The following is a 20336-nucleotide window of genomic DNA, read 5'->3' as shown; positions in this document are numbered from 1 at the left end:
ACCACCCCTAACCCCTCCTTTCCAAGGAGGGGAACTAGCTTTTAGTTTACCTTCTACTCCAGCTCCTGGCGCAGCTTGTACACCCGGCGCAGGTTGCGGATCAGGCGCTCTGACTCCTGGAAGTTCAAGGTCTGGGCGCCGTCGGAGGCAGCTTCTTCGGGCTTCTCGTGGGCTTCATAGATGATGCCATCGGCCCCGGCCATGACGCCGGCCAGGGCCATGGTGGGCACGTACTCCCGAATGCCGATGCCATGCGAGGGGTCCACGATGACGGGCAGGTGGGTCTTCTCCTTCAAGATGGGTACGGCATTCAAATCCAGGGTATTGCGTGAGGCCGTCTCAAAGGTGCGGATGCCCCGCTCGCAAAGAATCAGCTTCTCGTTGCCGCCCGAAAACACGTACTCCGCCGACGACAGCAGCTCCTCAATGGTACCGGAAATGCCGCGCTTGATCATCACGGGCTTGTCTACACCGCCCAGGGCATCGAGCAGGTTGAAGTTCTGGGTGTTGCGCGCGCCCACCTGAAACACGTCCACGTAGTCGTGCATCTCCTCCACCTGCGACACCTGCATGACCTCCGTCACAATCTTGATGCCCCGCTGCCGGGCCATGCGGTGGAAATCCTTCAGGCCTTCCATGCCCAGCCCGCGGAAGGCATAAGGCGACGAGCGGGGCTTGAACACGCCCCCGCGCATGATGCGCACGTCGTTGTCCACGAGGTGCTGCATAATCAGCTCCATCTGCTTTTCGCTCTCAATGCTGCACGGGCCGGCGGCCAGCGTAAGGCTACCCTCCCCAATGCGCACCCCGTCACCAAGGTCGAGCACCGTGGGGCGCACGCGCCACTTGCGGCTCACCAGCTTGTAGTCGTCGGAAACGCGGTGGATATCGAGGATACCGGGCAGCTGACCTATACTGCGCAGGTCTACCTCGGTTTTGCCAATGGCCACCAGGTAGTGGGCGCGTTGGGTTTTCACCTCCGTGGCCTTGTATTTCAGCTCCTGAATCCGGGCTTCAATGGTTTGCTTGGCGGCTTCGGTGATGTGGGGGTCGAGTTGGATAATCATGTTCTGGCGTTGGTTCCCGCAGAGGACGCAGAGGTTTCCGCAGAGGGCGCAGAAGAACGACCTCCGCGTCCTCTGCGGAAACCTCTGCGTCCTCTGCGGGAAACTTTATTTGAGTACAGAAGAAACAAACTGCGAAGCCGCCGCCGGAGCGTCGTCCACACCATCCAGGGCGCGTATCAGCGCGGAGCCGATGATGGCACCTTCGGCATACTGACAGGCGCGTTGGAAGGAGGCCCGGTCGGAAATGCCGAAGCCGATGAGGCGGGGGTTGCGCAGGTGCATGGCCTCAATGCGCTGGAAATAGGCTTCCTGTACGCCCTCAGCCTGGGTATTGGCCCCGCCCGTAGTGCCGGGCCCCGAAACCAGGTACAGGAACGAATCCGTCAGCTCATCGATGCGGCGGATACGCTCCGGGGCAGTTTGCGGGGTAATGAGGAACACCGGCCGCAGGTTGTGGCGGCGGAAGATGTCCTGGTACTGCTCCACGTAGTCATCCAGGGGCAAATCGGGCAGGATGATGCCATCAGCACCGGCCGCGGCGGCCTCCCGGCAGAAGTTATCTACCCCGAACTGCATCACCGGGTTGAGGTAGCCCATCAGCAGAATCGGCGTCTCGGGCACATCCTGGCGGATGCCGCGTAGCTGCTCGAACAGCACCCGCAGGTTCATGCCGTTGGCCAGGGCCACGGTACTGCTCTGCTGAATCACCGGCCCGTCGGCCAGCGGGTCCGAAAACGGCATCCCGATTTCGATAAGGTCGGCCCCAGCAGCGGATAATGCCTTGAGGATGGGTACCGTATCGTGCAGGCGCGGGTAGCCGGCGGTGAAGTAGATGTTCAGCAGGTTTTTCTGCTTTTTATCGAAGGCGTCTTTGATTCGGTTGGTCATGTCACGTGATATTGTCTGTCATGCTGAGCGAAGGCGGAGCCGCAGTCGAAGCATCTCTACCGCTTTGTCTACAAGTAGAAATTAGCCAGAGGTAGAGATGCTTCGACAAGCGGACGCCAGATCAAGCATGACAATGCCATTGCCTTACATAATAGCGTCAGCGTACTTGATGTAGGTTTCCAGGTCCTTGTCGCCGCGGCCGGAAAGGTTGATGACCACCACATCGTCGGGGCCGGCACCGAGCTGGTCGAGGGCAGCCAGGGCGTGGGCGGTTTCCAGGGCCGGAATGATGCCTTCGAGGCGGCTGCATTCGGCCACGGCTTTCAGGGCCGCTTCGTCTTCAATGCTGATAAAGCGGGCCCGCTTGGAATCGGCCAGGAAAGCGTGTAGCGGCCCGATACCGGGGTAGTCGAGGCCGGCGGAAATAGAATACGGCTCGGTAATCTGCCCGTCCTCATCCTGCATGAGCAGCGTGCGGCTGCCGTGGATGATGCCCGGCGTACCCAGCACCGACGTGGCGGCCGAGTGGCCCGAATGCACACCATGTCCGGCCGCTTCCACGGCCACTAGCTGTACGGAAGGCTCTTCCAGGAAGTGGTAGAACGCGCCGGCTGCATTGGAGCCGCCGCCCACGCAGGCCACCACGTACTGGGGCAGCTCGGAGCCGGTTTTCGCCAGCAGCTGCTTGCGCATCTCCTCACTGATAACGGCCTGCAGGCGCGCCACCAAATCGGGGTACGGGTGCGGCCCTACCACCGAGCCGATGATGTAATGCGTATCGACGGGGTTGCTGATCCAGTCACGGATGGCCTCGTTGGTAGCGTCTTTGAGGGTGCGGCTGCCGCTCATGGCCGCCCGCACCTCAGCTCCCAGCAGGCGCATACGGTATACATTGGGCTTTTGGCGCTCCATATCCACCTCACCCATATAAACAATGCACTGCATACCCATGAGGGCGCACACCGTGGCCGTGGCCACGCCATGCTGCCCGGCGCCGGTTTCGGCAATGATGCGCGTTTTGCCCAGGCGCTTGGCCAGCAAAATCTGCCCCACGGTATTGTTCACCTTGTGGGCCCCGGTGTGGCAGAGGTCCTCGCGCTTGAGGTAAATACGGGTGTTATATTTGGCCGACAGGCGTTTGGCCTCAAACAGCGGCGTGGGTCGGCCCACGTAGTCGCGCAGCAGTTGCTGGTATTCCTGCTGAAATCCGGGGTCGGCCAGAATGTCCAGGTACTGCTGCCGCAGCTCCTCCACATTGGGATACAGCATTTCGGGAATAAACGCGCCCCCGAACTGGCCGTAGTAGCCGCGCTCTGTGGGCTGTTGGTAGGTTGGTATCATCTGGGTTTTTCGCTGAGGTTCGGTGAAGGTTGCGCTGAGATTCACACAGCAGATGCTGTGCGGACCTCAGCGAAAATGTATCCTTATAACAAGCTGTTCGTCATAACGTCTGACAGTGGCAGCTTGCGGGATTCCAGCCCGGTTTCGGCCAGCCAGTCCAGATACCGCTGCACCTTGGCGGGGCTCATGTGGCCCCAGCTGGCGGCGCTGCCGTAATAGCCGGCCGTAACCTTCTGGCTTTCGAGCAGAAAGGCTGCGTTCCGGTCGGCGGCTGGTACTACCTTTTGCAGCAGTGCCGCGGCCTCTTCCGGGTTGTCTTTGGCGTACATAAACCCCTGCCCGGATACCCGCAGAAACTTCCGGTACGTGTCTGCGTGGGCCAGCATCCGCTTTTGCGAGGCCATGATGACGGGCGAATAGCCGTAGGGAATCCCATAGTCAGCCAGGCGGAAGCGGGTCAGAGCCAGGCCCTGCTGCCTGGCCTGCACGCCTTCCCAGTTGTCGAAAATCCAGGTGGCATCGGCCTGTTGCTGCAGCAGCGTGTTCCAGATACCCAGCTTTTCCGGGTAAGTGATAGTCAGCCGGCCGGCAGCGCCGTCATTCTCCAGCATTTTCTCCACTATCCGGTCCTCGTAGCGGGCCTGATAAGAGGCGTATATTTTCCCTGCCAGGTCCTTGGGCGACTGAATATCCGGGCGCATGAGCGTTACAATGCTGCTCAGATCTTCCGTCAGCAGAGCGGCCACGGCAATGGCATCGAACGGCTGGTGCTTGGTACGGTAGCTGATGATACTTTCAAGCGGGCAAAGGGCAAAGTCAGCCTGCCCCAGCTCCACCTTTTTGGCCGGGGTTACGGCGTAGTTGTCGGCCTCCGGCGTCAGGAGCTCCACCTTAAGGCCATGCTGCGTATACCAGCCCAGCTGCTGGGCCACTACAAACCCCGTGTGGTTGGTGTTTATCGTCCAGTCCAGCGCAATTTTTATGTCGCTCATAGCTTCCGGGTGACTGTCATGGCTACAATCCATCTGTATATGATTCTTGGTTCTTGGGGTTTAGCGCCCTGAAAAACCGGCCGAGCTGCCCGGCGTCTTTTACACCGGGCGCCGTTTCGAAACGGCTGTTCAGGTCCAGGGCAAACAGGCCGGGCAAAGACAGGCCGGGCAGGGCCACAGCGTGTTCGGGCCCGATACCACCGGCCAGAAAGTAGGGCACCGGCAGGGTGTACCCCTGCAACAGCTCCCAACGGAAAGCCGTGCCATTGCCCCCGGGCTGAGCCCCGGCCGCGTCGAACAGGAAGTAGTCTACGCAGCCCACGTACGGCTCAAGCCGGGTGAAATCAAACTCTTCGCCTACGGCAAAGGCTTTTATTACAGCCACCCCGGTCATGCGCAAGGCCAGGCAAACATCCGCCGACTCCTGGCCGTGCAGCTGTACCACATCCAGGCCGTATTCCTGCACGTTGTCCAGCACAGCAGCGGGCTGCTCATCTACAAACACGCCTACCCGCCGGATGGCCGCCGGCAGAGCCCGTACGGCAGCAGCCGGTAGCCGGCCCCCCACGTACCGTTTCGACTGCGGATAGAAGATAAATCCCAGAAAATCGGGCTGCAGGGCCGCCACCGCTTGCAGGCTGTCGGCATCGGCCATTCCGCAGACTTTAAGATAAGGCGTGTGGTGGGGTTTGATGGACATGGTGGGCTAGTGCTAGCTTTCCTTCTTGGAAGGGAGGGGGTAGTTGATTTTTAGAGTGAGATACCAGAGCTAGCAGTTGTTCTAACGGCGGCCAGCCACCCCCACCCTTTTCTTTCAAAAGAGAGGCTGGGAATGGTTTTTCGGCCCTTACAACAACGTTACCGCCTCAGTGGCGCGGAGCTGCTGCACCAGCGCGGCGCAGGCTTTTTCGGGCCGGGAGTGGCGCATGAAGGTTTCACCCATCAGGAAGCCACGGTAGCCTACGGCGCGCAGGGCTTCGATGTCGGCGGCAGTGCTCAGGCCACTTTCGGTCACCTTCACGTACTCATCAGGAATGCGCTGGGCCAGCTCCCCGGAAGTGTCCAAGCTCACGGAAAAGTCGTGAAGGTTGCGGTTGTTCACGCCCACCAGGCTCACGGCGTCGGGGTGCAGGGTCTTATCCAACTCCTCGGCATTGTGTATTTCCAGCAGCACCTCCAGGCCCAGGCTTTTGGCCAGGCGGCCCAGGCGCAACACTTCTTCCCCGCTGAGCACGGCCGCAATCAGCAGCACGGCATCGGCCCCCAGACTCTTGGCCTCGATAACCTGGTACTCATCCACCACGAAATCCTTGCGCAGAATAGGGCAGAAATTAAAGCGCCGGGCCGTGGTCAGGTCCTCATTTTTACCGCCGAAAAACTCGGTATCCGTTAGTACCGACAGGGCCGAGGCTCCGGCTTGCATGTAGCCCAGCGTGGTGCGCTCCACCGGCGCGTGGGCGTTAATGATGCCCTTGCTGGGGGATTTGCGCTTGAATTCGGCAATGATGCCGCTGAGGTCGTCGCGTAGCAGGTAGCGGCGCAGGCTCAACGGCTGAGCCGGCATATAGAGGCTTTTTTCCAGCAGCTTCACCGGCACTAGGCTCTGGCGCGTGGCTACTTCCTGGCGCTTGTGGGCAATGATGGTATCGAGAATGGTCATTTTTTTGAGCTGTTAGCTACTGGTTATTGGCTAGTAGCTGTTTTGAAAATCGTATGTCATCCTGAGCGGAGCGAAGGACCAGATGCAGTCCGCACGAAGCGTAGCAACAAGGGTCGTTCTGATTGTTATAAAGCCCTTTGTCGCCGCTTGATTCGCGGAATGCTCAGGACGACAGGACTCGTTGTTTACTGACTTCAGATGGCGGCCACCAGTTCCTGTAGCGCCCGCCGGGCCCGGCCGGAATCGAGCGACTCGCGGGCGGCAGCCAGACTGTCGGCAAAAGTGAAGGTGGGTTCCAGGCAGTTGATGGCCAGGGCGGCATTGGCCGTTACCACGTCGCGCTGGGCCCGGGTGGCGTGGCCTTCCAGTACTGCCACAAACAGCTGCGCCGACTCCTGGGGGGTACGGCCCCCGGCCAACTCTTCGGGGCGGGTGGCGGTCAGGCCCAAATCGGAGGCTGCTACCACCCGCTCTCCGGCCTGGTTGGCCAGCTTGGCAGCGGCCGTCAGCGACAACTCGTCGTACCCATCCAGGGCGTGTACCACGGTGTAGCGCATGGTAGTCTGCTGGAGCAGATAGTGGTAAAGGCGCAGCAGCTCCAGACTGAAAGTGCCCGCTACCTGAAAGTTGGGGCGGGCCGGGTTGACAAGCGGCCCCAAAATGTTGAAGAAAGTACGCACGCCCAACTCCCGACGCACCGGTCCGGCGTGGCGCATAGCCGGGTGGAAGGCCGGCGCGTGCAAAAAGCAGATACCGGCTCGCTCCAGCTGCCGCTGCAGCACATCGTTGCCCACTCCAAACTCCACGCCCAACTGCGCCAGCACATCCGAGGAGCCGCACACCGACGACACGCCGATATTGCCGTGCTTGGTTACTTTATACCCGGCCCCAGCCACCACAAAGCACGCCAGCGTACTGATATTGAGCGTGTCTTTGCCGTCGCCGCCGGTACCCACAATATCTACGGTGTCGTGCGTGCCCAGCCCGGGGTTGCGGCTCAGGCTCAGCAGCGCCTCGCGGAAGCCGGCCAGTTCCGGCACCGATATCGGCCGCATCCGGTACACACTCATGAAAGCGGCCATTTCGGCGGCATTGGCTTCACCTTGCCCGATGCGCAGCATGGCTTCCCGGGCCTCGGCGTGGGTTAACAGCTGCTGCTCAAACAATTGATTTAAAATCTGTTTCACGATTACAGACGATTGACCCCACCCCCACCCCAACCCAAAAGATGCCGCGCATCAAGCGGGGTGGGCTTAAGTTACTTTCACAACGAATCAGGTTGTAGAGAGCCGGTGAGGTCAAGCAGGTAAATGAGGAATGTGTGTCGTTGTGGTGCTATCCTAAGCCCCTCTCTTTTGGATTCCGCGCATCAAGCGGTGCGGGTTGGGGTGGGGTCGCTCAGCCAGTTCTGCAGCATCCGGTGGCCGTGTTCCGTCAGAATAGATTCCGGATGAAACTGCACTCCCCGCACATCGTATTCCCGATGCCGGAAGGCCAGTACCTGTCCGTTATCATCTACGGCAGTTACTTCTACCGCGGCCGGTACCGACTCGGGCCGTACACTCCAGGAGTGGTAGCGTCCTACCCGAAACGTATCCGGCAACCCCTCAAACAGCTTATCGGCAGCTACTACGTGGGCTTCCGTGGCCAGCCCGTGCAGCACATCGGGCAGGTTGTACAGCTCCCCCCCGAAACTCTCGGCCAGCCCCTGGTGACCCAGACATACGCCCAGTATACGCTTACTGGATGCAAAATGCCGGATAATTTCTGGCATCAGGCCTGCTTCGGCAGGCAGTCCAGGGCCGGGGGAAAGTAGCACCGCGTCATAGGCCGCTACCTCTTCCAGCGCCAGCTTATCGTTCCGGATTACAGTAACATTGTCGGTGTGCCCCAGCTCCCGCAGCACCTGCACGAGGTTGTAAGTAAAGGAGTCGTAATTGTCAAGAACCAGAATATTCATTGGATGGCAATTGTTGGTTGCTGGTTGGTAGTTGTTGGTTGGTAGTTGTTGGTTGCTAGTTGCTGGTTGTTGGTTGTTCGTTGCTGGTTGTCAGGACGACACTATCAACCAGCAACTAACAACTACCAACCAGTACCTTCTCTACACTTGTTCCGCTTCCTGCAGGGCTTTGCGCAGGGCCGCCAGCTTGTGGTGTACTTCGTTGAGTTCGGAGTGGATATCGGAGGCGGCTACTACGCCGGCCCCGGCCTGGAAGTACAGCTGCCCGGCCGTGCTCAGGAACGAGCGAATCATGATGGCGTGGTTAAAGTCGCCGTTGAAGCCCAGGTAGCCAATGGCGCCGCCGTAGTAGCCCCGGGCCGTAGGTTCCAGCTCATCAATCAGCTGCATGGCGCGGTGCTTGGGCGCCCCCGAAAGCGTTCCGGCCGGGAAGGTATCGGCCACCACCTGCAAGGGACTGGCCGTGGGCGTGAGGCGGGCCGTCACCTCGCTCACCAGATGAATGACATGGGAGTAGTACTGGATTTCGCGGAATACCTTCACCTCCACCTGGTCGCCGTGCCGGGCCAGGTCGTTGCGGGCCAGATCTACCAGCATTACGTGCTCGGCGTTTTCCTTGGGGTCGTCGGCCAGCTTCTGGGCCAGGGCGGCATCCTCGGCATCGTGGCCGGTGCGCCGGAACGTGCCGGCAATGGGGTACAGGCTGGCCTGACGGTTTTTGATGAGCAGCTGCGTTTCGGGCGAGGAGCCGAAAATCTTGAATGAGCCGTAATCGAAGTAGAACAGATACGGCGAGGGGTTGATGGAGCGCAGGGCGCGGTACACATTAAACTCGTCGCCCGAAAACCCCTGCTGGAAGCGGCGGGAAAGCACAATCTGAAATACGTTGCCGCGCCGGCAGTGCTCCTGCCCCTGGGCCAGCACCCGCAGAAACTCCTCGTCGGTTTGGTTGGTGCGCTCCTCCCCCACCGTCCGGAACTTAAAATCAGGCAGCGAGGGGTTACGGATCAGGTTTACCAGCCGCGTCAGGCCGCTTTCATCCACTGCCTCGCCGGCCAGCGTGTGCTCAAATACGTACAGCTCGTTACGGAAATGGTTGATGGCAATAACGTAGCGGTAGGTGCAGTACAGCATATCCGGCACCTCCCCCACCGGCTGTTTGGCCGGGTTCAGCGTGAGGTCCTCAAAAGCCTGCACGGCCTCATAGCCCAGGTACCCGAACAAACCGCCCGTGATAAACTCGTGGCCGGTGTCCTCGGTCTGGAAGCTGGCGGCAAACTCCTGCAGCCGCTCCAGGGCCTGCCGGGGGCTGTCCAGCTGCTCCTCGTGAGTGGTATCGTCGGGTAGCGTAAGGGTCAGGTCCCGCCCGCGCAGCTCGAAGCGGGCCAGCGGATCAAACGCCAGGTAGCTGAAAGCATTCTGCTGCCCGTGGTAGTCGGAGCTTTCCAGCAGCAGACAGTTGGGGTACCGGTCGCGCAGGCGCAGGTAGAGGCCCACGGGCGTCACGGTATCGGCCAGAACGCGCAGATGGCGGGTAGAAAGCTGAAAGGTTTGCATAAGGCAGCTGGTTGTGGAGGTGAAAGCCAGCGCCGGGCCATAAAAAAAGCCCGGCGGGCGGCCGGGCTTTTGCGTCGTTGCGAAGAAAGGTTAATCAGATGACCTTACTGCACGCACAGGCTGTCCCGTCCGGAGTTTCCGTAGGGCCACCACCACGCTTGCAGGTTCATCGAAACAGTCATTGCCAGAAAAGAAATTGGGCGTTGAACGGTGCAAATGTACACCGGGTTCGGTAGGGCGCAAGAAAAGCCCCAAATTTTTTATCAGCCGCTTGGCCTGGCTATTCCTTGATGAAGGCCTGCGTACCCTGCTGCTTGCCGGTAGTCACCCGCAGCTGGTACAGGCCCTTGGCTAAGCCCCCTACGTTCAGGAAACCGCCGGCTTTCAGCTTTTCCTTTAGTACTACCCGGCCACTCTGGTCCAGCACTTCCACGCGGGCGTCGCGGGCATCGGAGGGCAGCTGCAGGGTCAGCCGGTCTTTGGCCGGGTTGGGGTAGGCGCTGAACGCCAGCTCTACGGCTTTGCGGGTGCCGGTGGGTACGGCCGGCCGGCTCAGCCACTGGTACGCGGCCGAAAATTCCCGCTTCCAGAACCACTCGGCGTGCTGCCCGTCGGTGGGGGTGCTCAGGCTCAGGTTGGCCGCCGGTACCCCGCCCCGGGCCAGCGAGTCGCGCATGGCCTGCATGAGGGGCACCATGGATTGGCTTTCCTGGGTGCCGCTCACGAAGTAAAACCGGGTGGCCGGGTTGGCCGGGTGCTGCCGCACGTACTGAAACAGCGGCTGCTGGGCAAACCAGTAGGCTGGTGAAAATACCCCCACTTTGCTGTATACCTGCGGATATTTCAGGGCTGCGTAGGTTGAAATGAGCCCGCCCATGCTGCTGCCCGCAATACCAGTAAACTCCCGCCCGGTGAGGGTGCGGTAAGTCTGGTCGATGTAGGGCTTGAGCGTCTGCACCATAAAGTCCACGTACTGGTCGCCCTGCCCACCCCCGTACTGGGGATTGTTCCAGGGCGAGAGTTCATTCAGCCGCTCACTGCCGCCGTTGTCCACGGCCACCACAATGGAGCCGGTGGCATCCAGCCCCTGCTGTTGCAGCTGGCTCAGGGTTTCATCCACGCCCCACTCGCCCGAAAAGCTGGTGCAGGCGTCAAACACGTTCTGCCCATCGTGCATATACAGTACCGGGTAGCGCTTGGCCGGAGCCGTAGCGTAGTCGTTGGGCAAATACACCCAGATGCGGCGCGTACGCCCCAGCTGCGGCATCTGAAAGGCCGTGCTCATAATACTCACGTTGGGCTGTAGAGCCGTGCTCTGGCAGGTATTTCCACCCCCACCTAGGTCTTTCCAGTTCAGCACCTGCAGGTTTACTGTGGCCGGACCGCTGCCAATAGTATAGCTCCGGTTGCTGATGTCGTTATTCTGAGCGTCCGACTCTACTGTTGCCCAGGAGCCCCGGGTAAACTTAAATTCTACCGTACCAGTCACGGAAGCCGGCAACGTGAGCTGGTAGCTGCCATCGGCTGCTTTGGTAAGCGCATGTGGGGCATTGCCGGGGTTCCAGTTGTTGAACGAGCCGGCCATATACAAGGTGGCCACGGCCGGGGTAGCAGCCGGCACAGCTGTCAGACGGAAGGTGGTTTGTGCCTGCACGTTGGCACACATCAGGGCCGCCATGCAGCCGAGCAATACGCATTTCATAAAGAACACCAGGAGGAAAGAATACAGCAAGCTACCAACATTTTGGGTAGTGTACTGCCGTCGGTTGGCATTTGCCCGCGCTCTGGAGCCGCGGGTCCGATTATCGGATAAAGTCAACCTGTATTTTTCCGGGAAAATTCAGAAAAAAGGAAGAGCGGTTTTGCCTACGAGGAGGTAAGTAAGCCCTCACAGAATGCAGCCAGCAGGAACTTTTTTACCCCACCTCCCAGCACGTTGCCGAGCCGCTCAACGATGGTAACTTATCCCTAAAATATATACAAAAAGACACACACCCCATTGACCATTTGCTTCCACTATTCCCGATACTTTATTGATGCCAGCTGTTGTTGTATTTGCATGGCTCCTTAATCCTTATCCTACTGTCAACTGATTCTAACCCCTCCAAAAACAGCCTGATTTACTTCATTTCGGCTCCTACCACATCAACACACTATCAATTGCATCAGCTTTACCGGAAACTGCAGATTTACCGAAATACATATAACAACCGAGGGAAGCACGCCCTAACCTATCAATATAGCATTACCAATTATCAATTCAGGCGCCCCTTTTTGCAACCACCCGGAAGTGCCCGTTTACAACCTCAGGTACTAATATACCCCTCTACCTGTACTCTCTGGCAGCGCATTTCGAGGTGGTCAGGGGGCGCAAAACGAACCTTACTTCGTCCTGCTTCCACCCTTCCGTCGCAAAGTCCAATTATAACGAAACCGACTTCGGGGTTTCTATCCATTGTATTTGTACAACCGAACCCTTTAACTTGCGGTGTTTCTTCATGATTTGGTGATGTTGAACTCGGCTGAGGCTGGTAGTGTAGAATGGGTTACTCACCCAGCACGTTGCTTGTTTCCCGTTGCTTAGGACCACTGAATTCCCACTCCGGTTTGTCCGGAAAAATCCATTTCAACCCCCTAACTCTTTTTCAATGAAACACCCCTATCTAGCGAAACTGGCGCTGCCCCTTCTCTGCGCAGGTGTAAGCGTGAGCAGCGCATACGCGCAGGGAATTGGAACGGTAAGCGGCCGCGTGCTGGACGAGAAAGGCGAAGGCATGCCTGGCGTAACCGTTATTATTGAGGGCACCAACCTGGGTGGCTCCACTAATTCCGATGGTTCCTTCTCTATTCAGAATGTTCCTTCCGGACCGCACACCCTGGTTATGTCGTTTGTGGGCTACACCACGCAGCGCCAGAGCATTTCGGTAACGGCCGGCCAGAACACGGCCGTAAGTAACCTCACCCTGTCGGAAAACACCACGCTGCTGAACGAGGCCGTGGTTATCGGCTACGGTACCCAGCGCAAGCAGGATGTAACCGGCGCCGTGGAGCAGGTATCAACCAAGCAATTCGTACAGGGCCAGATTACCAACCCCGAGCAGCTGGTGCAGGGCAAGGTGGCGGGCCTGCAGATTACCACCAATAGTGGTGCTCCTGGCGCTGGCTCCAATATCCGTATCCGGGGTGGTGCTTCGCTGAACGCCTCTAACGACCCGCTGGTGGTTATCGACGGGGTGCCGGTAGATAACCGGGGCCTGTCGGGTACCTCCAACCCGCTCTCGTTGATTAACCCCAACGATATTGAGAGTGTAACCGTGCTGAAAGACGCCTCGTCGACGGCAATTTACGGCTCGCGTGCCTCGAACGGTGTTATTCTGGTAACTACCAAAAAGGGCCTGCAGGGCGACAAGTTCAGCGTAAACGTAAGCTCGCAGAATTCGGTGTCGGAAGCCCGTGACTACGTGGACGTGCTGAACGGCTCTGAGTTCCGTGCCGTGGTAAATGGTATCGGTAATGCCAGCCAGAAAGCCCTGCTAGGCAACTCCAGCACCGACTGGCAGCGCGAGATTTACCGCACTGCCCAAACGACTGATAACAACGTGAGCTTAACCGGCTCTATTGGCGCTGTTCCGTACCGCCTGTCGGGTGGGTACTTGGATCAGGAAGGTCTGCTGCTTAAAAACGACCTGAAGCGCTACACCTCTTCGCTGAGCCTGACCCCGGTACTGCTGAACGGCAACCTGAAGGTGGATGTGAACGTGAAGGGCTCCTGGGTTGATAACAACTTCTCGGGGCAGGGTGCCATTGGCTCCGCGGCCAACGCCAACCCTACGCTGCCGGTATTTAATAACAGCCCGTTCGGTGGCTACACCGAAGTGCTGGCTACCGACGGCTCGGGTCAGCTAAATACCCTGGGTGTTCGGAACCCGCTGGGCCTCATCAACCAGCGCCGCGACCGGAGCACCGTGAAGCGGGGTTTGGGTAACATCCAGCTGGATTACAAGCTGCCCTTCCTGGAAGGTCTGCGGGCTAACCTGAACTTGGGTGCCGACCTGCAGCAAGGCCGTGGTACGGTATTCGTGCCCGACTACGCCGCTTCTGACTATTTCCGGCAGGTGCAGGTGAATGGCGTTACCTATCGGGGTGGCCTCAACAACCAGTACGCTCAGGACAAAGTCAACAAGCTGATGGAGGCTTATCTTGCCTACGACCGTCAGCTGGGCATTGGCCGCTTTAACCTGATAGCAGGTCATTCTTACCAGAGCTTCCGCGACAAGAACTACGTTTTCTCGGATAATCTGGCCGATGGCACTATCCTGACGGCCGCGTCGTCGCTGCTGAATAATGAGAACTACCGGGACCCGCGTTACGTGCTGGTTTCGTTCTTCGGCCGGGCCAACTATAACATCAACGACAAGTACCTGCTGACGGCTACATTCCGGGCCGACGGCTCTTCCCGCTTCTCCGAGGATAACCGCTGGGGTTACTTCCCTTCGGCTTCGGCAGCCTGGCGGATCAAGGGTGAGGATTTCCTGAAAAACAGCACCGCCATTTCCGAGTTGAAACTGCGTCTGGGCTACGGACAGACTGGTCAGCAGGATATCGGGGACCTATACCCCTACCTGGCTCGCTACACTTACTCCGAAAACACGGCCCAGTACCAGATTGGTGGCAACTTCTCCAATACGCTACGTGCTGCAGCCTACGACGAGAACATTAAGTGGGAAACGACGGAAACCTTTAACGCCGGTTTGGACTACGGTTTCCTCGATGGCCGCCTCTACGGTGCCGTGGATGTGTACCAGCGGAAAACCACTGACCTGCTGAATACCGTACCTCTGCCAGCGCTGTCCAACTTGTCCAACGTACTGACCACCAACGTCGGCTCACTGGAGAACAAGGGGGTAGAAGCTTCGCTGAACGTAGACGTGGCCCGCTCGGAGAAATTTAATTGGACGCTGAACGCCAACATGACGGCGTACCGCATCAAAATTACCCAGCTCAGCAACTCTTCTAACCCCGAGTACGTGGGTGACTTGACTGGGGATGCTATTGCCGGCGGGGTCGGCAACCGGGTTCAGATCAACACGGTAGGCTATACGCCCTTCAGCTACTACGTGTACCAGCAGGTATATGGCACTGATGGTAAGCCGCTTGAAGGAGTATATGTTGACCGTAACGGCGACGGAACTGTTGACTCAAAAGACTTGTATCGGTATAAGTCCCGGACTCCTACGGCAAGCTTTGGTTTCGGTTCTAATCTGTCCTACGGCAAGGCTAGCTTAGCCTTCACTTTGCGCTCCAACATCGGCAACTACGTGTATAACAACGTTCGTTCGCAGGCCTTTTTCCCGGCCGGTGGCTCCAACGGGGTTATCAGCAACCTGAACCGTGACTTCCTCACGACGGGCTTCACGACCGCACAGTACTTCTCGGATTACTATGTGGAAAACGCTTCGTTCTTGCGCATGGAAAACCTGACGCTGGGCTACAACTTCGGTAACATCTACAACGACAAGGCTAATCTGCGTTTGTCACTGGCAGCTCAAAACCTGTTTGTGATTACCAAATACAAAGGCCTTGATCCGGAAGTGTTCAGTGGCCTTGATAACAACATTTATCCGCGCCCGCGCACCATTACGCTCGGTCTGAACATCGGCTTCTAACATCCCACCCCATGAAAAACAAATTCACTCGCACCCTGGCTACTGCCCTGTTTGCGGTTAGCCTGCTCCCGTTCAGCTCGTGCATTAAGGACCTGGATCAAACGCCTTCCTACGAGTTGACAACAGACAACGTGTACAAGGATCCGGCCCGCGTGAAAGAAGTGCTGGCCCGTTTGTACGCCACCCTGGCCGTTAGCGGCCAGACGGGTCCGGCTGGCCAGCCGGATATTTCCGGTATCGACGAGGGTTTCTCCAACTACATCCGTCAGTACTGGATGGCGCAGGAGATTACCACCGACGAAGCTATTCTGGGCTGGGCCGATGGTAACCTGCCCGACTATAACAAGCTGACCTGGAACGCCAACAACGAGTTTGTGCGGGCCATGTACGACCGGATCTTTTACCAGATTTCGCTCTGCAACGAGTTTGTGCGTCAGACTACGGATGCCAAACTAGGCGACTATGGCTACAGCAGCGCCGAGCAAACCAATGTAAAGCAGTACCGTGCTGAAGCTCGGTTCCTGCGCGCCCTGAGCTATTACCACGCGCTGGACATGTTCGGCAACGTACCTTTTGCCACGGAAACATTCACGGTGGGCAAAGACAAACCGCAGCGTATTGAGCGTGCCGCCCTGTTCAACTACATCGAGAGCGAGCTGAAAGCCATTGAAGGAGACCTGGCCGCGCCCCGCACCAATGAGTTTGGCCGGGCCGACCAGGCTGCTGCCTGGACCCTGCTCACCAAGCTCTACCTGAACTCCAACGTATACAATGGTTCGAACCACAACACCGACGCCATTACCTACGCCAACAAAGTTCTGAACGCCGGCTACACGCTCACGCCGAACTACGCCAACCTGTTCAAAGCGGATAACAGCTCCGTAGCTGCTTCGGAAATCATTTTCCCGGTGCGTTTTGATGGTGTGCATACCAAATCTTATGGGGGCATGACGTTCATCATCCACGCGGCAGTAGGCGGCTCTATGTCGGCTACCGATTTCGGTATCGACGGCGGCTGGGGTGGTACCCGTACCAAGAAAAACCTGGTGAACCTATTCCCCAACGCTGCTACGGGCACCAGCCCCGACAAGCGTGCCATGTTCTACACGGCTGGTCAGACGTTGGAAATCAACGACCTGCCCACCTTTACTGACGGTTACGCTATTACCAAGTTCAAGAACGTGTCCTCTACGAACGCGCCGGGTTCCAACCCTACGTTCCCGGACACCGACTTCCCCATGTTCCGCCTGGCCGACGTGCAGCTGATGTACGCTGAAGCAGTAGTACGCGGGGGCACTGGTGGTAGCACTACCACGGCCCTGGGCTACATTAATGCGCTGCGTCAGCGGGCCTACGGCAACACCTCAGGCAACATTACTGCCGCCGACCTGAATCTGAACCTGATTCTGGACGAGCGGGGCCGTGAGCTGTACTGGGAAGGCCACCGCCGGACCGACCTGATCCGCTTTGGTAAATACACCACGGGCTACAACTGGCCTTTCAAAGGCGGGGTGCGTGTAGGTGCCGATGTACCGGCTACGCGGGCTCTCTTCCCCATTCCGACTACGGATTTGACGGCTAATCCCAACCTGCAGCAAAACGCTGGTTATTAATCTGCTGAAAACTGAACCGGAACCCAGCATCCTTGGTTTCCGGTTCAGTTTCGCAGAATCCCATCAACCCCACCTCATTACATTCCCAATATGTCACACTGGCTTACTCGCGTTTCCGGGCTTTGCCTGACTACTGCCGTACTGCTCACTTCCTGCGAAAAGGAGGGTGACCAGGTTACGCTGCAGCAAAGCGGTACCACTACGGTTGCTACTACGGCCAGCACACTGATGCTGAACGATGCCAACGCCGCTTCCAACGTTACCACCATTAGCTGGGCACCTGCTTCCTACGGGTACGCATCTGCTCCCTCCTACGTACTGCAGTTCGATACAAAAGCTGGCAATTTTACCAGTTCGAAAATGCAGGAAGTAAACGTAGGAACTGCTACCAGCAAAACCTTTACCGGCGCTGAGCTCAACGCACTGCTGCTGCAACTGGGTCTGCCTACTACCGGCACCAGCAGCGACGTGGTTGTGCGCGTGAAAACGGTGCTGAGCTCGAAGGTGAATGCTCCTTTCTCGGCTCCAATCAACATGAAGGTTACGCCGTACAAGGTTGTCATCAACTATCCTTCGCTCTACGTGCCGGGTAACCATCAGGGCTGGAACCCTGCTACTGCTCCCACGGTAGGCGCTTTCAACAGCAACAACAACCAACTGTACGAAGGGTACGTGAACTTCGGAGCAGCCTCGCCCGAATTCAAATTCACTTCTGTACCAGCCTGGAGTGGCACTAACTACGGCAATGGCAACGGTGGCAAGCTTTCCACCGATGGAGGCGCCGGCAACCTTACGGTGCCAACTACTGGCTATTACCTGCTCAAGGCGGATGTAGGTGCCCTCACCTGGTCAGCTACGAAAACTACCTGGGGTGTTATTGGCTCGGCTACGCCCAATGGCTGGAATTCGGATACTCCGCTTACCTACGATGCTACTACCGGCGTATGGAGCGCCCGGGTAGCCCTGACGGTTGGTGAAATTAAATTCCGTGCTAACAGTGACTGGACCATCAACTTCGGTGATGGTTTCAATGGCGCTACTCCCAAAGTAGCTCCGGACGGTGTTCTGGATTACGGTGGAGACAACTTGCCCATCACAACGGCTGGCACCTATACTGTAACGCTTGATTTGAGCAAGCCCGGTAACTACGCTTACTCGGTGAAGTAACAGCACCTAGCTTCATAAAAAAGGGTCCGGCACAAGTGCCGGACCCTTTTTTATGCCCCAGATATGGGCGCTAGTATACAGCAAGCTGTCCGGCCGTAACCTGGTCGCCTACCTGTAGCTTCACGAAGTAGGAACCGGCTTTCAGGGTAGGCAGAGGCTGTACTTGTGCTCCGCTCCGGCGGCCGAGTGCCAGGCTCTGCACGCGCTGCCCCAGCGAGTTGAATACTTCCAGCGACACGTTTTGCTGGCCCGAAGGTACCAGATACGTTACCTGGGCATTGCCTGCGCTGGGGTTGGGATATACAGCAAACCGCAGCGCCTCTGCTACCTCCCGGTTGGCCAGCACACCAGTTCCTACCACGTAAGCCAAGGCCTGCGTACCAGCAATGTTGCGGAAGTTGGGGTCGGCACCCAAAGCAGTGGTTTGGCCACTGATGGGAGGAATTACGTCGGAGGTAAATACCCCGTCACCGTCGGTATAGGCCGCAAACAAATCGACGCGGGAGCCTACCGTAACCGGGGAAGTAAGCGTACCAAGCACCGACAGCGGAATCTCCACTTCCCAGCCGGTATTGGTAGTGTTGGCCGCCAGGCTGGGGGTGTTGTTGTAGGCGAGCTTGGCTCCCGAGAAATCAGTGGAAGCAGCGGCCGTAACTACGCCACCCGTCTTACTGCCCTGCCCCAGGTACGTATCGTTGGGGGCAGTGCCTACGTAGCTGGCCCGGCTGAAATATACGTCGCCGGCACCAGGCCCGATGGATACGCGCAGGCCAAAGTCCACTTCCATATCCATGGTAGGCTTGTGCTTGAGAGGCGAGAAACCGTCGCCACTGCCAGGTAGCTGGGTGCCGGCGGCTACGCCCGTCCGGCCCGGCACGTTCAGGTACATTACAAACGCTTTGTAAGGCCCGGAGGTAGCCGCTTCGCCGGAGCCTACCAGCATCAGATTGAGCGTGGTGGCTGTGTAGCCCACGTACAGTGCCTTAATGCCCCGGTCCGCATCGGAATGGGTGCCAGTGTAGGAAGATGCCAACTGGTATTTCCCGATACCGGTACCGATTTCCGTGGCCGATGCGGTACCGTCGACGGTAAATTGTGCCTGGGCAGGCAGGCTGGCCGCAGCGGCCAAAGCAAATGCGGCGAGAGTAAGCTGTTTCTTCATACGGTAAAAAAGTTAAGATGAATAATGGCCGGTGAGGTTGCGGGCCACTTATCAGGTGGCTGTCATCCTTCACCAAGCTGTTGCTGAATGTACGCAGGGAAGTGGTTTATGGCCAATAGCTTATTAAGTACTTACTCACAACTGTTCAGCGGATGATTCTATTTTAGCGAATATCCGCTTGAATTCACCGGGAATTTGTTGGTTGAGGCATGTTTTCAGCGGTGTTCTGATGAGCAGCCGCATTTTTTTGTGCCAAAATCTTTTCCGTGTTTCGCTCTTCATAAGTGCGAACTTGCACATCGACTGGCTCTAGGGGCGGGTGGTAGCAGTTTTTTTCCTTCATCTTTTTCTGTTTGATATGATTTTGATTGCCGACGGCGGCTCCACCAAAACCAACTGGTGCCAACTGACCGATACCGGGCAGCGCGTGTATTTCAATACCGAAGGCTACAACCCGTATTTCATTGATACGCCCGGTATTGTGGCATCGATGGACAAAAACCTCCCCGACGACCTGCCACGGGCTGATGTGCAGGGCGTATACTTCTACGGGGCCGGGGTTTCGGGACCAGAAAAGGCGGAGGTAATTGCTGCCGCCATGCGGGAGGTATTTCCCAATGCAACACGGGTAGAAATTACGGAGGATTTGCTGGCCGCCGCCCGCGCCCTGCTAGGACACTCAGCTGGCTTTGCGGCTATACTGGGTACGGGTACCAACTCCTGCCTCTACGATGGTGAGAAAATCATTCATAACGTAGATTCTCTGGCCTATTTTCTGGGCGACGAGGGTAGCGGCGCGTATCTGGGCAAAATGCTCCTGCGTGACTACCTGCGCGGGCAGATGCCCGCCGAACTACTGGAGGCCATGCGCGACGATTATAAAGCCGGTACCCGGGAGGACGTGCTGGACCGCCTCTACAACCAGCCCCTGCCCAACCGGTACCTGGCCAGTTTTGCCAAGTTTGCCTACGACCACAACAACAGCAGCTACTGCCGCCAGCTGGTGGTAGAGAGCTTCCAGGCCTTCTTCCGCAACCTGGTAACCCACTACCCCAACTACCAGAACTACACGTTCAACTGCATTGGGTCGGTGGGCTATAATTTTCGGGATGCTCTCACGCAGGTGGCGCACGAAAATGGCATGGAAGTCGGCAAAATCATCCGCTCCCCCATCGACGACCTTGTTTCCTACCACGAAGGGTCCTAGTACCCGCAAGGGATACAACAAAAAACCCCGCAACAGCTGTTGCGGGGTTTTTTGTT

The 20336-nt window shown here is 57.9% G+C and carries 15 protein-coding genes; 4 read left to right on the top strand and 11 right to left on the bottom strand.

Annotation, left to right across the window (positions count from 1 at the left end; genetic code table 11):
• Window positions 1-53 precede the first annotated feature (53 nt).
• The 10 genes from aroF to EI290_RS16870 form a co-directional block, all read right to left on the bottom strand.
• A complete protein-coding gene (gene aroF, locus EI290_RS16915) occupies window positions 54-1067 on the bottom strand; it encodes a 3-deoxy-7-phosphoheptulonate synthase (protein ID WP_125432788.1) in 1014 nt (337 codons plus the stop codon).
• Between the two features lie 105 nt (window positions 1068-1172).
• Entirely contained in the window at window positions 1173-1955 is a 783-nt protein-coding gene (gene trpA / locus EI290_RS16910) for a tryptophan synthase subunit alpha (RefSeq protein ID WP_125432786.1), read from the bottom strand.
• A gap of 144 nt (window positions 1956-2099) precedes the next feature.
• Window positions 2100-3296, bottom strand: a complete 1197-nt coding sequence (gene trpB, locus EI290_RS16905) for a tryptophan synthase subunit beta (protein ID WP_125432784.1) — start codon at window positions 3294-3296, stop codon at window positions 2100-2102.
• Between the two features lie 83 nt (window positions 3297-3379).
• The gene (locus EI290_RS16900) at window positions 3380-4288 is read right to left on the bottom strand and encodes an ABC transporter substrate-binding protein (protein WP_125432782.1); all 909 of its coding nucleotides are present in this window, start codon (window positions 4286-4288) and stop codon (window positions 3380-3382) included.
• Window positions 4289-4310: 22 nt separating this feature from the next.
• Entirely contained in the window at window positions 4311-4988 is a 678-nt protein-coding gene (locus EI290_RS16895; protein ID WP_125432780.1) for a phosphoribosylanthranilate isomerase, read from the bottom strand.
• 147 nt (window positions 4989-5135) lie between these two features.
• Entirely contained in the window at window positions 5136-5948 is an 813-nt protein-coding gene (gene trpC / locus EI290_RS16890; protein WP_125432778.1) for an indole-3-glycerol phosphate synthase TrpC, read from the bottom strand.
• Window positions 5949-6142: 194 nt separating this feature from the next.
• Window positions 6143-7135, bottom strand: a complete 993-nt coding sequence (trpD, locus tag EI290_RS16885; protein WP_125432776.1) for an anthranilate phosphoribosyltransferase — start codon at window positions 7133-7135, stop codon at window positions 6143-6145.
• Between the two features lie 182 nt (window positions 7136-7317).
• On the bottom strand, window positions 7318-7908 hold the full coding sequence (locus tag EI290_RS16880; protein ID WP_125432774.1) for an anthranilate synthase component II: 591 nt from the start codon (window positions 7906-7908) through the stop codon (window positions 7318-7320).
• 141 nt (window positions 7909-8049) lie between these two features.
• Entirely contained in the window at window positions 8050-9465 is a 1416-nt protein-coding gene (locus EI290_RS16875; RefSeq protein WP_125432772.1) for an anthranilate synthase component I family protein, read from the bottom strand.
• 280 nt (window positions 9466-9745) lie between these two features.
• Complete coding sequence (locus tag EI290_RS16870; RefSeq protein WP_125432770.1) at window positions 9746-11167, bottom strand: alpha/beta hydrolase-fold protein; 1422 nt, start codon at window positions 11165-11167, stop codon at window positions 9746-9748.
• Window positions 11168-12113: 946 nt separating this feature from the next.
• Between EI290_RS16870 and EI290_RS16865 the strand changes: the two genes are divergently transcribed.
• The 3 genes from EI290_RS16865 to EI290_RS16855 all read left to right on the top strand — a co-directional run bounded on the left by EI290_RS16865 (window position 12114) and on the right by EI290_RS16855 (window position 17911).
• Complete coding sequence (locus tag EI290_RS16865) at window positions 12114-15131, top strand: SusC/RagA family TonB-linked outer membrane protein (RefSeq protein WP_125432768.1); 3018 nt, start codon at window positions 12114-12116, stop codon at window positions 15129-15131.
• 11 nt (window positions 15132-15142) lie between these two features.
• A complete protein-coding gene (locus tag EI290_RS16860; RefSeq protein ID WP_125432766.1) occupies window positions 15143-16744 on the top strand; it encodes a RagB/SusD family nutrient uptake outer membrane protein in 1602 nt (533 codons plus the stop codon).
• Window positions 16745-16834: 90 nt separating this feature from the next.
• On the top strand, window positions 16835-17911 hold the full coding sequence (locus EI290_RS16855) for a SusE domain-containing protein (RefSeq protein WP_125432764.1): 1077 nt from the start codon (window positions 16835-16837) through the stop codon (window positions 17909-17911).
• Between the two features lie 70 nt (window positions 17912-17981).
• On the opposite strand, the gene EI290_RS16850 is transcribed toward EI290_RS16855, so the two are convergent.
• Complete coding sequence (locus EI290_RS16850) at window positions 17982-19073, bottom strand: T9SS type A sorting domain-containing protein (protein WP_125432762.1); 1092 nt, start codon at window positions 19071-19073, stop codon at window positions 17982-17984.
• Window positions 19074-19431: 358 nt separating this feature from the next.
• Between EI290_RS16850 and EI290_RS16845 the strand changes: the two genes are divergently transcribed.
• Window positions 19432-20280, top strand: coding sequence for an N-acetylglucosamine kinase (locus EI290_RS16845; protein ID WP_125432760.1), 849 nt, complete (start codon window positions 19432-19434; stop codon window positions 20278-20280).
• Window positions 20281-20336: the final 56 nt, after the last annotated feature.

It is taken from the genome of Hymenobacter metallilatus (assembly GCF_003944705.1).
Taxonomy (GTDB): domain Bacteria; phylum Bacteroidota; class Bacteroidia; order Cytophagales; family Hymenobacteraceae; genus Hymenobacter; species Hymenobacter metallilatus.
Note: the sequence above shows the minus strand (reverse complement) of the source record. Positions and strands in the feature narration are given on the sequence as shown.